We start from the raw sequence: 14,769 nt of genomic DNA, 5'->3' as shown, positions 1-14,769 counted from the left end.
TCAAATCACGACAGGCGCAAACCGCCCGACGCATTCGAGCAGCAGCGACCTGTCAGCGCAGGAAGCCGATGATGTCGCGCACCTCGTTCATTGTCTTTTCGGCAATGGCGCCCGCCCGTTCGCCGCCCTGCTTGAGGATGGCGTCGATATGGGTCGGGTCATCGAGAAGGCGGCGCATCTCATTGTTGACGGGGGCCAGCACATTCACCGCGAGCTCGACCAGGGCCGGCTTGAAAGCCGAGAACTGTTGTCCGCCAAATTCGGAAAGAACGTCGGCCTTCGTCTTGTCGGAAAGCGCGGCATAGATGCCAACGAGGTTGTCGGCCTCGGGGCGACCTTTGAGGCCTTCCACTTCGCTCGGCAGCGCATCAGGATCGGTCTTTGCCTTCTTGATCTTCTTCGAGATGGCATCGACATCATCCATCAGGTTGATGCGCGACAGATCGGACGGGTCGGACTTCGACATCTTCTTGGTGCCGTCCTTCAACGACATCACGCGCGGGGCCGGACCGCCGATCAACGGCTCCACCATCGGGAAATAGGCGTGTACCGGCTCATCGCCGACCGTTATATCGAGCCCGAGGCCCGCCTTGCGGATATGGTCGCTGAAATCGATGTTGAATTTCTGGGCGATGTCGCGGGCGAGTTCCAGATGCTGTTTCTGGTCGTCACCAACAGGAACATGGGTGGCACGATAAACGAGAATGTCGGCAGCCATCAGGCTCGGATACGCAAGGAGGCCGAGCGACACCTGTTCGGCATTCTTGCCGGACTTGTCCTTGAACTGCGTCATGCGCTCCATCCAGCCGATGCGCGCCACGCAGTTGAACACCCAGGCCAGTTCCGCATGCTGCGGCACGGCCGACTGGTTGAAGACGATATGCTTCACCGGATCAATGCCCGAGGCGATGAAGGCGGCCGCGATAGAGCGGGTCTGCGCCTTCAGGTCCGAGTGAACGAGCTGGGCGGTGATGGCGTGCATGTCGACGACGCAATAGATGCAATCATTATCTTCCTGCAGCGCCACGAATTTGCGGATCGCGCCGAGATAATTGCCGAGATGCAGATTGCCGGTCGGCTGGACGCCCGAGAAAACCAGCGGCTTGAATGCGTTCATTGTCGTCCTCGAAAAGGCTTGTGGAGGGCCCCGCCCCGTGATTGGAATTGCACGCGCGCTTATGCACCCGCAGCCCCTCGCAATCAAGCGCTTTCAGGGCCTGTCAGCCGCGCGGCTCCAGAAGATCCCAACGATTTCCATAGGGATCGACAAAGACCGCAACGGAACCGTAAACCTCATGGCGAGGCTGTTCCAGAAAGCGCACGCCGCGGGCAAGCATCGTCTCATAATCGCGTTGAAAATTGTCGGTGTGCAGGAAAAATCCGACACGGCCGCCGGTCTGGTTGCCGATGGCAAGGCGCTGCTCTTCACCATCGGCCTCGGCGAGCAGAAGGGCGCCACCGTCAGCGCCCCGCGGCTTGACCACCAGCCACCTCTTGCCGTCGTCCAGTGGCTGATCGGAGAGGCACTCGAAGCCGAGAACATCGCAATAAAACGTCTTCGCCCGATCGTAATCATCAACCATGAGGGTAACGAGGGCGATGCGGCGGTTTTCAGCAAAGGACATCAGCCAGCCTCCGTCTCGACGTTCTTTTTTCCGCGCTTGCGGACGGCTCGCTTCACCATGCCGATGTCGGCACCTCCAGACACGAAAGCCAGGACGAAATAAACCAGCATGGCGGCAAAGACGAGGCCCATGATCGTGCCGGCCCGCACGAAAATGGACGAGGCGGAAGACAGCTCGAAGGTCAGCCACGTCAGCGCATAATGCACAAATACGGCCATCAGTGCCGCAGCCAGGAGCAGGCGCGGGATACGGGTGAGTAGCGGAATATCCAGGTGCCAGTGACCGCGCCACAAAAGCATGCCGAACAGCAGGGCGGCATTCACCCAGCCGGCGGTGATTTCGGCAATGGCAATGCCGGGACCGCCGAGGCGCGGGAAGAGCGTGAGTGCCAGCGAGACATTCACGACAACCGAAATCGCCGCGAAAATCATTGGCGTACGAGTATCCTCGCGCGCGAAAAAACCGGGAATGAAGGCCTTGATGAGCACGAAAGCCGGCAGGCCCAGACCGTAGATGCCAAGAATTTGCGCAACGGTGAAGGTGGCCGAGGGCGAGAAATTGCCGCGCTCGTAAAGGAAACGAACGATGGGTTCGGCCATGACGAGAAGAGCGGCCGCAGCGGGCAGGGTCAGGAACAGCACGAACTCGACCGAGCGGTTCTGCAGGCTTCCGGCCTCCACCATATGGCCGCCGCGCAGCGCCCGCGCCAGTTCCGGCAGGAGCACCGTGGCAACAGCAATGCCGACGACGCCGAGCGGCAGTTGATAGATTCGGTCCGCATAGGCAAGCGAGGATATAACGCCTTCGCCGCCGGAAGCGATGTTGGTGTTGATAAGCAGATTGATCTGGGTAATGCCGCCGGTGATGGCTGCCGGCAGGGCAAGGACCAGAAGACGCTGCACGTTCTTGGTCAGCCGTGGTCTGCGGAAACCAATGCGCATGCCGGCATTGCGCACCGCAATCCAGACGATGGCGAGCTGCACAAGACCTGCCACCATAACGCCCCATGAGAGCGCGTAACCGACCTGAAGCGGATCGTAATTTTTCCACCATGCCAGCGCGAGCACACCGATGAGAATGATGTTGAGGAAGACGGGAGCAATCGCAGCCGCAAAATAACGGTGCAGAGAGTTCAGCATGCCGCCCATCATCGCCGCCAGCGACATGCAGGCGAGATAGGGGAACATGATGGTGGCAAGGTGGATGGTGTTTTCGAACTTCACCGGGTCATCGACGAAACCGGGAGCAATCACCGTGCGCACGATGAAAGGCATCGACAGTTCCATCAGGATCGTCAAGGCCAGCAGCACCGTGAACAGGACGCCGAAGACCTCTTCCGAAAAGCGCCTTGCGCCTTCCATGCCATTCGCTTCGATTTCCTTGGCGAAAAGCGGCACGAAGGCAGAGTTGAATGCACCCTCGGCGAAAAGCCGCCGGAAGGTATTGGGAAAGCGGAAAGCGGCGTTGAAAGCATCCGCCACCGGCCCGGTGCCGACGGCGGCTGCCATCAGCGTTTCGCGCAGGAAGCCGAAGATGCGGCTGCCGAGCGTGGCTGTGCCGACTGTGGCGAACTTGCCGATGAGACTCATGGGACTTTCAAGCCTTTGCCGTGCGCGCGGCCGGCAGCGCCGCCACGTCTGGATGGGCGATGATGCCGTTTGGCATGCGGTCGCGCAATTCGTCTTCCTGCTCGCTCATGACCGCCTTCAAACGTTGCGCGATGCTGGCCTGCCGGTTGTCGTTCGTCACCTTCTGACCGAAGAGATCAGTGACGTAGAAGGTATCGATGACTTTTTCACCAAATGTCGTGATGCGGGCGGAGTGAATGTCGAGTGACAGGTCGGCGATGACAGCCGTCATGTCGGCCAGAAGCCCCGGCCGGTCGAGGCACTCGACCTCGATCACGGTGAACTTGTTGGACAAGCCATTCGAGATCGTCACCGAAGGCGGAATGGTGAAGGCGCTCTTTTTCTTCCGGCTCTTGGTGCGGGTGGCGATCATTTCCGGCAGGCGCTGCTTGCCGGAGAGAACTTCCTCAATCAGTTTGCCGACATTGTTGCCGCGCCGCGTCTCGTCCTCGTCGATCGGAAATTCGCGGTTGATGAGGATCGTATCGAGCGCCCGCCCGTCTGAGGTGGTGAAAATCTGCGCATCGGCAATGTTGGCGCCGGCCGCGGCGCAGGCGCCGGTTATGATCGAAAGCAGGCGCGGATGGTCGGGCGCCAGAACGGTGATTTCCGTGATGGCGTGGAAGGAATGGGTGCGCACCATGGTCGAGAGCGCCTTTTCCTGCTTGTCCGCCTCGCGGATGAAGCGGGTGTGTCGCACCTGATCTTCCAGCGCCACCGTCAGGAGATAAGGCTCGTAATGCAGCTTGGTGTATTTGCGCCGCGCCTTCTGGCCCCAGTCATCAAGGGCGTCGTAGAGCGCCTGCCGGGCAATCTGTGCGCGCTCCTTGCGCGAAACTTCCGAGAAACCGCCGGAGAGAAGCAGTTCCGTCTCATAATAGAGCGAGCGCAGCAGCTGTCCTTTCCAGCCGTTCCACACACCCGGACCGACAGCCCTGATATCGCAGACGGTCAGGATGAGCAGCATCTTCAGCCGCTCCATGGATTGCACCTTGTCGGCAAAATCGGTGATGGTCTTGCGGTCGTGCAGGTCGCGCGTCTGGGCAACCATGGACATCAGAAGATGCTGCTCGATAAGCCAAACGACGGTTTCGGTCTGCTTGCCGGTGAGACGGAAGCGCTGGCAGAGCTTGCGGGCGACGCGGGCACCGGCGATCGAATGATCTTCCTGCCGGCCCTTGGCGACATCGTGCAGCAGTACCGCCACATAAAGCGCCTCGCGTTCCTCGACGCCGGGCATCAACTGATTGGCGAGCGGATGGGCATCGACAGCCGTTCCCTTATCCACTTCCGACAGCACGCCGACGGAACGAATGAGATGCTCATCGACCGTGTAATGATGATACATGTTGAACTGCATCATCGCGACGATCTTGCCGAATTCGGGGATGAATTTGCCGAGCACGCCGGCCTCGTTCATGCGCCGTAATGTCAGCGCCGGATCGCGCCGCGAGGTGAGGATCGACAGGAAAAGCCGGTTTGCTTCCTCGTTTTCCCGCAGCTCGTCATTGATGAGCGAAAGCGAACGGGTGACCACGCGCAAGGCATCGGGGTGCAGTTCGAGATTGTTGATATCGGCGATATGGAAGAGCCGGATGAGATTGACCGGGTCGTTCTTGAAGACGTCGGGTTTCGCGAGCGCGATGCGCCCCCGGTCCTCGACGAATTCCACGGAACCCGGAATCTTGCGAACGCGGTGGGCGAAGCGGCTGAGCACGCCGGAAAGGCCCGGCACGTCCTTCGCCTGCCTGTCTTCCAGCCCGGCGCAGACGATGCGGGTCAGATCGCCGACATCCTTCGCCACGAGGAAATAGTGCTTCATGAAGCGCTCGACGGCGGAAAGGCCGGGGCGCGGCTGATAGTTCAGCGCATCGGCAATTTCGCGCTGAATATCGAAGGAAAGGCGTTCTTCCGCCTTGCCGGTGATGAAATGCATCTGGCAACGGACGGCCCAGAGAAAATCATCCGCCTTTTCGAACAGTTTCAGTTCTGACCGCGACAAAACGCCGAGCTTCACCAGATCGGCCGTGTCGCGAACGTGATAATAATATTTGGCAATCCAGAACAGCGTGTGCAGGTCACGCAAGCCGCCCTTGCCTTCCTTGACGTTCGGCTCCACCAGATAACGCGTATCGCCGGCCTTGCGGTGGCGCTGGTCACGCTCGGCGAGCTTGGCGGCGATGAATTCCGGGCCAGTTCCGGTGACGACTTCTGACTCGAAGCGTTTTTCGAGATCGTCGATCAGGGATTTCTTGCCGCAGATCGCCCGCACTTCCAAAATAGCGGTGCGGATCGTCATGTCGGATTTGGAAAGCCGAATGCATTCATCCACGGTGCGGGTGGCGTGGCCGACCTTGAAGCCGAGATCCCAGAGGAGATAGAGAACGAACTCCACGGCCTTGTGCATGTCAGGCGTGTTCTTGGTGGGAAGCAGGAACAGGAGGTCGATATCCGATCCCGGCGCCAGCGTGCCGCGTCCATAACCGCCAACCGCGGCGACAGCGATCTGCGGCGCATCTTTCGGATAGACGTATTGGCAGGAGAGATCATAGAGCGTTTCGATCAGCCGATCCTGCAGCCAGGAGATGCGACGGGCGCAATCAATACCGCTGCCATCGGCTTTGAGCAGTTCCCTGGCCTTTTCCCGGCCTTCCGTACTGGCCTTGCGGAAGATCGGCAGTAAATCGGACTTGATATCGGCGATGCGTTTGCCGTCTTCCTTGAAGATGACGTCGCAGTCTCGCTTCAGCGCCGATACATCGAGAATGTCGGAAAAATCCAGGTCCTTGATGGCCATCTATGCCGTTATCCATGTCCTGTGGGAAACCCCACCGCTTGCGATGGGAGTGTCCTATAAAGAGTTTCAGAGGCTATGGACAGGCACTCTATGCCTTCAAGCCTTGCCAAGTTCTTTCTTCAACGCATAGAGCGCGTCCAATGCCTCACGCGGTGTCATTTCGTCCGGATTGAAGCTTTTCAGGGCTTCCTCCACCTTTGATGGTCCTGCCTTGCGGGTTTCCTCGCGGCGAACCGCGATCTGGAACAGCGGGAGATCATCAATCAGCTGGCTTGCCGGGTTCTTGCGGTCGGCATCTTCGAGCTTCGTCAGCACCTCGCGGGCGCGTTCCACCACCGAAGCCGGCAAGCCCGCAAGCCGTGCGACCTGAATGCCGTAGGAACGATCCGCAGCGCCCGGTCCGACTTCGTGCAGGAAGATGACGTCACCTTCCCACTCCTTCACCCGCATCGTGGCATTGGAAAGGCGGCCAAGTTTTTCCGACAACACCGTCAGCTCATGAAAATGCGTCGCGAAGAGGCCACGGCAGCGATTGACCTCATGCAGGTGCTCCACCGACGCCCAGGCGATGGAAAGTCCGTCGAAGGTCGCCGTGCCCCGGCCGATCTCGTCCAGAATGACCAGCGAGCGGTCCGTCGCCTGATTGAGGATGGCGGCAGTTTCCACCATCTCCACCATGAAGGTCGAGCGGCCACGCGCCAGATCGTCAGACGCGCCGACACGCGAAAACAACCGGTCCACAACGCCGATATGGGCAGCTTCCGCCGGCACGAAGGAACCGATCTGCGCAAGGATGGCGATCAGCGCATTCTGGCGCAGGAAGGTCGATTTACCGCCCATGTTGGGACCGGTGAGCAGCCAGATCGCGCCGTTCTTGCCGCCATTGACCGCCGATAGGTCGCAATTGTTGGCGATGAAGGGCCCAGCTGACTGCCGCCTGAGCGCCTGTTCTACAACCGGGTGTCGCCCACCCTTGATCGAAAAGGTCATGGAGGCGTCGACGATCGGCCGACAATAGGCCTGTTCGGTTGCGAGATAGGCGAGGCTCGAGGCGACATCGATGACCGCAAGCGCCAGCGCGCCGGCCTTGATCGCGTCGGCCTGCTGCACCACCGCCTTGACCATCCGTTCGAAGGCTTCCAGCTCCATGGTCAGGGCTTCGGCAGCAGCATTGGCGATGCGGCTTTCGAGATCGGCAAGCTCGGTGGTGGTGAAACGCATGGCGCCGGCCATCGTCTGGCGGTGGATGAAGCGGGCCTTCGCCTCGTCGGTCGCCGTCATCACATCGGCATTGCCCGCCGTCACCTCAATAAAATAGCCAAGCACATTGTTATGCTTGATCTTGAGCGACTTGATGCCGGTCTCCTCGGCATATTGCAGCTGCAGGCCGGCGATCACCCGACGCGACTGATCGCGCAGCGCCCGCACCTCATCGAGTTCGGGATTGGCGCCCTCACGCAGGAAGCCGCCATCGCGCTTCAGAAGCGGCAGATCGTCGGCCAGCATCGAGCCGAGCATCGCTTCCAGCCCGCTCGGCAAGGCTTTCAGATCCGCAAGGGCTGAGGCAAGCTCCTCCGGCAACAGCCCCTGATCGAGAATGGCGGCAATTCTCTCGGCCGACGCCAAGCCCTGCCGGATCGCGCCGAGATCGCGCGGGCCGCCGCGCTCCAGCGCAAGGCGGGAAAGCGCGCGCGGCATATCGGCCACCTGCTTCAGCGCATCGCGCAGACCGTCGCAGAGGGAGACATCGTCAATCAGATAAGCAACCGCGTCGAGACGGGCATTGATCCTCTCCGGATCGGTCAAGGGTGACATCAGCCGCTCGGCGAGAAGCCGCGCACCGCCGCCGGTGACCGTTCGGTTCAGCGCATGCAGCAACGAGCCGTCCCTCTCACCCGAGAGAGTCTTTACCAGTTCCAGATTGGCTCGGGTGGCGGGATCGATGAACAACGTGGAGGCAGCGCTTTCGCGTTCCGGCGCGCCGAGCGGCGGGCGCTCGGCGATCTGCGTTTTTTCGACATAGGCAACGGCGGCAGCGGCCGCGGCCATTTCCACGCGCGAAAACGTGCCGAAACCATCGAGCGTCGAGACGTTGAAGTAACGCGCGATCCGCCCTTCAGCCGTAGCGCTGTCGAACAGAATGGCCGGCTGCGGCACCGCCACGCGGCCCAGCACATCGAACACCGGGCGCAATTCCTCGTCGTGGAACAGGCTGTCGGCAACGATCAGCTCGCGCGGGTCGATACGCCAGATATCGGCAAGAAGCCGCGTCAGCGTCGTTTCCGCCAGACGGAAGACGCCGGTGGAAATATCAATCCAGGCAAGCGCGAACTGTGCCTCCGCACTGCCGCGAATACGAGCAAGCGCCATCAGATAGTTGGATTCCGTTGGCGAAAGCAGCTTTTCTTCGGTGAGAGTGCCAGGCGTGACAAGCCGCACCACATCGCGTTTTACCACGGATTTCGATCCGCGCTTCTTCGCCTCGGCCGGGTCTTCGACCTGCTCGCAGACGGCAACGCGATAGCCGCGCATGATGAGCTTCTGGAGATAATCATCCGCAGCATGGACGGGAACGCCGCACATGGGAATATCGTGACCCATGTGTTGGCCACGTTTCGTCAGCGTGATACCGAGAGCGCGGGAAGCTTCCACCGCATCGTCAAAGAACAATTCGTAAAAATCGCCCATGCGGTAGAACAGCAGCGAACCGGGATTGTTCGCCTTGATTTCGATATATTGCTCCATCATCGGAGTGGCCGTCGCACGGCTCTCTTCCGAGATCAGGGAAGCGGTTGTCAGAACGTCCGTCAATGGCCTGCCGATGTCATATCGTGTTGCGGAAAAGGAGCGCTGACACTAACGGGAATGGCTACTCCAAGACAACACGCACGGCACCGCTGCCCACAGGAACATCCCCTCCGGCTACGCAGAACCCGCTCAGCCGTTGATACGTTCGGTCTCGCCGCCATAATAGCTGATGTATCGGCCGGCGATCGACGAAACCGGCAGGACCACCAGCACGTCGGTCGTGTTGAAGGCGTGGTCTACCACCGCGCCGGAGCCAAACATGGCGCCGAGGCGCATATAACCCTTGATGAGCGGCGGCATGGCGTTCAGCGCCTTGCGGGCGTTCAGGGCTTCTGCCGGAACGAGGTCCATTTCATGGTAGAGCTCAGGAAGAGCAACCGCCTCCCACTCCCCCTTAGCAAGGCAGTTATGGTGCAGGAAAGACAAGGCGAGCGCATGTGCTTCCGGCTGCACACCCGGGAAGGAGGCGCAGCCGATCATGGCGTCCATCCGGTGTTTAACGGCGTAGGACCAGTTGCCCTGCCACAGAAGCTCGACGGTGCGCTTGGTGCGATATTCCGGCAGCACGCAGGAGCGGCCAAGCTCCATGAAGCGCTTGCCTGGGTGGCGCGCAACGAGACCGGCGATGTCGAATTCGCTGGCGGAATAAAAGCCATTATTGGCGAGCGCGACTTCCTGACGCAGCAGGCGATAGGTGCCGACGATCTGATCTTCGCTGTCGCCCTCGATCGACTTGTCGAGCACGAGCAGATGGTCACACACACTGTCCCAGGCGTCGAAGTCGCGCTGGCGCCGCATCGCTTCTGCCGGAAGCCTTGCCTTCATCTCCTCGACGAATACCCGGTACCGTACGGACTGCGCAGCATCAATCTCGCGTTCATTTCTGGCAAGCCGGGTTTCCAGCGTGCCGATGCGACCGAAAAGGCCCTCATTGTCCTGAGCTGTCTCCGGACGAGGAGTAATGACAACATTGTTTTCACAAATGTCGTGATTGAGGATTTCGGCAACCATGGGGAATCGCTCCGCCACCAAAGAATTTTCCTGTCATAAATCACTATTTAACGACAGAATAGTGACAAAATGCAGCCAGAGCGAGTCTGTCAATTTACGATAGCGACAGGCGTTTCGCCTCCATCAGACGACGGATTTCCTCAACCAGCCGTCGCGGGTCGGCAGGTTTCGTCAAAATCGCGCCAACACCAGCCTTCAGCAGGATTTCGGCGGTCGCGTCACTGGTATCGCCGCTGAGCACGATGACAGGAATATTTCTTTCGCCCTGCAGCATATGGAGGAGGTCAGGGAGCGCTTGGAGCCCGTCGCCGCCCGGCATGTTGAGGTCGGAGACTATGAGATCAGGCAAACGGGATACGCCCTGCTCCAGAGATTGCCGCAACGCCGTAAAATCCCCGACGGCGCGGACGATATAGCCGCTTTTTTCCAGAACGGCGCGGATGATGCGCTGATTAACAGCATCGTCTTCCGCCACGAGTATCTCGATACCGCTCGCCCCCTCCACCACCCGCGAGGAAAATCCCACATCCGGGTGGTTGTCGTTGATGGCGTCCCGTCGCTCTATGCCGCGCAGACGACCGCACAACACGTCGATCAGGGATTTTTCCCGCAGCGGCCGGATCAACCACGCGTCGAAGGCCACATGCATTGTCGACGGCCGCTCTTCGGGGCTGACGAGCAGCGTGCGGCGGACATTGCCGTCCGGCCAATCCTTCAGTGCATCTTTGAACAACGGCGAAATGCGCCGGTCGACGATGACATCGGTAAGGGGGGCGGTCCCGATGGCGGAACTCTTCCTCAGCTTTTCCAGATCTTCAGGCTGATGGATAAGTGTGCATTGGCCGCCGAAGGCCTCGATCGCCTCCATCGTGACCGCTGCCGCCACGCCCCTTGGTGCGACGAGCAGGACATTTGTATGTCGCAGGCAATGGCGCCGCGCCGGATCCGCCATTTCGGCAGGCGCGCCTCCCGGGCGAAACGCCAGCTTGAAAGTGCTACCCTTGCCCTTGCGGCTGGAAACCGTGAGACGGCCGCCGAATTCCCGCACGATACGGGCGGAGATCGCAAGTCCAAGGCCCGTGCCTGCGCTTCGCTGCGACAACGGGCCAGCCTGTTCGAATTCCCCAAAAATACGGGCCTGTTCCGCCCGGCTCATGCCCGGGCCGGTGTCTTCGACGGCGATGTACAATTCGTCACCGATCATGCGCGCCCGGATGACGACGCCGCCTTCGCGCGTGAATTTGACGGCATTGCCGAGGAGATTGAAGAGGACCTGACGCAGCCTCGCCGGATCGAAATCGAGATGATCGGGTACTTCAGGCGCAACGAAGGATGTAATCTCTATACCTTTTTCATGGGCGCGATGGGCGAGCATCTCAACGATGCTCTCAATCAGCCGCCGCAGGTTCTCCGCGCGCGGATTGAGCCTGAAGCGGCCAGCCTCCATGGTCGAATAATCCAGCAGATCCTCGACCAGCTGCACCAGCGACTGGCCGGATTGCCGCATGCCATCGAGATAGTTGCGCTGCTCGTCGCTGAGTTTCGTCTGCGACAGAAGATGGTTCATGCCGAGCATGCCGGAAAGCGGCAGGCGGATTTCATGACTTACCGTGGCAAGCAGCCTCGCCTTTTCCGCCTCGGCCTTTTCGGCGCGCAGGCGGGCATCTTCCCTTTCGGCAAGTGCAAGCCGCTCCTCAGTCACATCTCTGGCGATGCTGCTGATGTGAAGACGGCTGCTTGCCAGATCGCGGGTCACGACATCATGCCAGGAGAAGATGCGCTGACCGAACGGGGTCGCGATCTCCACATCATAAGCGTGGACCTTTTCGCCCGGGCGGAAAGCGATGCCGATTTCCTCGCAGCTCAACCCTTCCGGGGCCGTGCAGCCGGTCATTTCGCGAAACACTCTATTCGCCTCGACAATACGCCGGTTCATGTCGCGGATCACGACTATATCGCCCATGAACTCCTGCATTTCGGCAATCAGAGAGCGGTTTTGCGTCTGGCGCAGCCGGAGATCTGCTTCTGCAGCCAGGGCATCGGGCCGATGCAAAGACTCATCAAAGAGCGCATGGAAAAGGACACCGACGAGCACTGCGCCGAAGAAGATCGCCATCGCAACAGTGACAGCATAAGGCACTGCAAGCGCGATAAGGGCAGCGGAAAAAGCCCCGACCGATAACGACACGGCGACATAGAGCGCAATCGACCCGGTACCGGTCGCATGTTCTTCATCTGCAGGGCGTGCCGTCGTATCGAGACGATCCGCAGGCTGCACCGCCGTGGCAGCCAGGCCAAGGCCATCCGAGACTTTTTGCCGAAGTTTTGCCAGTTCGCTCATAGGCAACCGCTACCACGGCAGCGGTTTTGATATGTTTGGCCGAAACGGTAAAATTTTACTTTTTTGCCGCCCGGGCGTGCAAAAACTCGTCGAGAATGACGCAGCCTGCACCGATGGTTATGAAACTGTCAGCAAGGTTGAAAACAGCGAAGGACCATGTCTGGGTGTGGAACAGGATATAGTCGATGACGTGCCCGTAAAAGAAGCGGTCGAGAAGATTACCCGCTGCTCCGGCGATGATGAAGGCAAAACCGAGATGGGCGAAGGTGCGATCGTCAGCCGTCTTGCGCCATAGCCACAGAACGAAGACAACGATGACGAGCCGCATGCTGACGATGAACCACCCGTGCATGTCTTCGAGCATGGAAAAGGCGACACCAAGATTGTAGGTGCGGTAAAGCGCCAGAAACGGCGCGACAGGCACCATCTCCTGCAGCGGCAGATAGGCTTCGACCAGCTGCTTGACGATTTGATCCAGCACCAGCGCGGCGACGATCAGGGCAAAGGCCGGGCCGAATTTCGAGAACAATGCCGCCTTGGCCATTACGTCACCGGTGCGAGTTCGAGGAGATGTCGCCGTGCTTCGAACAGCATGACGGCGGTTGCGATGGCGAGATTAAGGCTGTCTGCGCGACCCTGCTGGGGAATGCGCGCCAGCTGGTCGGCCTTGCCGGCAAGCTCCGGCGGAAGGCCGGATTGTTCATTGCCCATCAGGATCACGACCGGCTTGCTGGCATAATCGATCTTTCGATAATCCACAGAACCGGCAAGATGGGTGGCGACGACGCTGACATGTGCCGATTTTTTCCAGGACAGGAATTCCTCGACCGAGGCGCGCGCAACGGGCGTGGCGAAGACCGAACCCATGGTGGCGCGTACCGTTTCCAGCGAAAATGGGTCCGTGCAATCCCCGACCAGAATGACCCCCGAGGCACCAGCCGCGTCCGCTGTGCGGATGATGGTGCCGAGATTGCCGGGATCACGAACCCGGTCGAGTGCGATATAGGTCTCGCCCTTTTCCGGCCGGATATCCTTCAGCGGCTTCCATTTCTGCTCGAAAATGCCGACGACCATTTGCGGATTGTCGCGGCGGGTGATCGAGGCGATGACCTTTTCGCTGACTTCGAGCACCAGCCCGCCGGATGCGACCGTCTTCACCGCCGCCTGCTCCACCAGCGGCTTGCCCTTGGCGGCCTTGGCGTAAACCAGCGTCTTTATCGTCCAGCCGAGTTCGAGGGCATCGATGACCAGCTTCAGGCCTTCCGCCATGAAAGTGCCGGTCTCCTCCCTGCCCTTTTTCTGGGTGAGCGCCTTAATGTCCTTGATGATGGGATTGGCGAGGCTGGTCACTTCCTTGACCTGACCAACCCGGCGCGTTGTATTTTCGCGCATATCCTTCATTTCGGCTCCCAGCGGCTGAACAGCGATGTGGAAAGCACGCGGCCCGGCGTCTTGCCGTCCAGCCCGGCTTCACGGATGACAAGTTCGCCGGACGTGACGACGCCACCGGCGCCGCGCATGGTTTCACGCATCAGCTCATGCATTGAATAGAAGCTCGCCCTGATCGAATAGGCTGTCAGCACCAGGCCGAGCGCCTTGGGCGACAGGATTTCCCGGCAGATGTCCAGCATCAGAGGCAGATGGTCGAACAATTGCCAGACCTCGCCGTGGGTCCCGCGGCCGAACTTCGGCGGGTCGGTGAGGATGATATCGTAGCTGTTGCCGCGGCGTTCCTCACGCTGGATGAACTTCATGGCGTCTTCGCAGATCCAGCGGATCGGCGCGTGCTCGAGCCGGGCAAGGGCCTGATTTTCCTTGGCCCAGCCGATCGCCTTTTTGGAGGCATCGACGTGGGTGACTTCAGCGCCCGCAGCCGCCGCAACCAGCGAGGCGACGCCTGTATAACCGAACAGATTGAGCACCTTCAGCGGCCGGTCAGCCGTCTCGATGGAATGTTTCAGCCACTCCCAATGAACGATCTGCTCGGGAAAGACGCCAACATGCCGGAAAGCCGTGAAGCGACCGAGAAAATCGACGCCCAAGAGCGACAGGGGCCAGGTTTCTCCGAGCGCTTCCCTGGGAAACCGCCAGCGGCCCATGCCGTCCTCGTCCGTATCGCCGGTAAAGACGGCATCGGCATTCTGCCATACGCGGTCGGGGATCGAAGGTCTCCAGAGCGCCTGCGCCTCGGGACGGACGATGCGATAGTCGCCATATTGCTCGAGCTTCAGGCCGTTGCCGCTATCGATGAGGTGAAAATCACCGGCGCCGCTCGATTCCAGAATGACGGGAACCTGTTCCGCAGGCAGTGCGCCGGTGCGCTGCATCAGTGCGCGCGCAGGAACCTGTTCGATGGCGGCGGCGACAACGGTTTTTTCCTTCGGTGCGGCCTTCTGCACGCTGCGCACCGCATCCGGCTCGCGCTTTTTCGGCGCGGCATCCGCGCGGCGCGCCGGCTTTGCGGCATGAACCTGTTTTTTCTCGTTTCCGGCTCGCGCGCGATTGCCCGGCCGGCTGTCTTTTTTCTTCAATGGAAATCTTTCCGCTTTTGCCCGCGTC

10 protein-coding genes are annotated in these 14,769 nt (G+C 60.2%); all 10 read right to left on the bottom strand.

Annotated elements, in window-relative coordinates; translation table 11 throughout:
* Positions 1–52: 52 nt before the first annotated feature.
* Positions 53–1,117, bottom strand: coding sequence for a tryptophan--tRNA ligase (gene trpS, locus ACZ47E_RS00125; RefSeq protein ID WP_004439588.1), 1,065 nt, complete (start codon positions 1,115–1,117; stop codon positions 53–55).
* Between the two features lie 103 nt (positions 1,118–1,220).
* Positions 1,221–1,625, bottom strand: a complete 405-nt coding sequence (locus ACZ47E_RS00120; protein WP_278067179.1) for a VOC family protein — start codon at positions 1,623–1,625, stop codon at positions 1,221–1,223.
* The gene (gene murJ / locus ACZ47E_RS00115) at positions 1,625–3,214 is read right to left on the bottom strand and encodes a murein biosynthesis integral membrane protein MurJ (RefSeq protein WP_004439581.1); all 1,590 of its coding nucleotides are present in this window, start codon (positions 3,212–3,214) and stop codon (positions 1,625–1,627) included. The genes ACZ47E_RS00120 and murJ overlap by 1 nt, the downstream gene beginning before the upstream one ends.
* 7 nt (positions 3,215–3,221) lie before the next feature.
* Positions 3,222–6,050 carry a [protein-PII] uridylyltransferase gene (locus ACZ47E_RS00110; protein WP_142181958.1) on the bottom strand — a complete coding sequence of 943 codons (2,829 nt, stop codon included), beginning with the start codon at positions 6,048–6,050 and terminating at the stop codon, positions 3,222–3,224.
* A gap of 96 nt (positions 6,051–6,146) precedes the next feature.
* Complete coding sequence (gene mutS, locus ACZ47E_RS00105; protein ID WP_142182216.1) at positions 6,147–8,798, bottom strand: DNA mismatch repair protein MutS; 2,652 nt, start codon at positions 8,796–8,798, stop codon at positions 6,147–6,149.
* Positions 8,799–8,987: 189 nt separating this feature from the next.
* Positions 8,988–9,869: a l-ornithine N(alpha)-acyltransferase gene (gene olsB / locus ACZ47E_RS00100; protein WP_004439575.1), complete on the bottom strand. Its 882-nt coding sequence runs from the start codon at positions 9,867–9,869 to the stop codon at positions 8,988–8,990.
* Positions 9,870–9,963: 94 nt separating this feature from the next.
* Positions 9,964–12,210 (bottom strand): hybrid sensor histidine kinase/response regulator, encoded by a 2,247-nt coding sequence (locus ACZ47E_RS00095; RefSeq protein WP_107339951.1) that lies wholly within the window; start codon positions 12,208–12,210, stop codon positions 9,964–9,966.
* A 55-nt stretch (positions 12,211–12,265) separates the two neighbouring features.
* Complete coding sequence (gene lspA / locus ACZ47E_RS00090) at positions 12,266–12,754, bottom strand: signal peptidase II (protein ID WP_022555505.1); 489 nt, start codon at positions 12,752–12,754, stop codon at positions 12,266–12,268.
* Positions 12,754–13,611, bottom strand: a complete 858-nt coding sequence (locus ACZ47E_RS00085) for a TrmH family RNA methyltransferase (RefSeq protein WP_278067178.1) — start codon at positions 13,609–13,611, stop codon at positions 12,754–12,756. The genes lspA and ACZ47E_RS00085 overlap by 1 nt, the downstream gene beginning before the upstream one ends.
* Entirely contained in the window at positions 13,608–14,741 is a 1,134-nt protein-coding gene (locus tag ACZ47E_RS00080) for a class I SAM-dependent methyltransferase (protein WP_278067177.1), read from the bottom strand. Before ACZ47E_RS00080 ends, ACZ47E_RS00085 begins: the two co-directional genes overlap by 4 nt.
* Positions 14,742–14,769: the final 28 nt, after the last annotated feature.

The sequence above is a fragment of the Agrobacterium sp. 5Ca39 genome (assembly GCF_055382365.1).
Note: the sequence above shows the minus strand (reverse complement) of the source record. Positions and strands in the feature narration are given on the sequence as shown.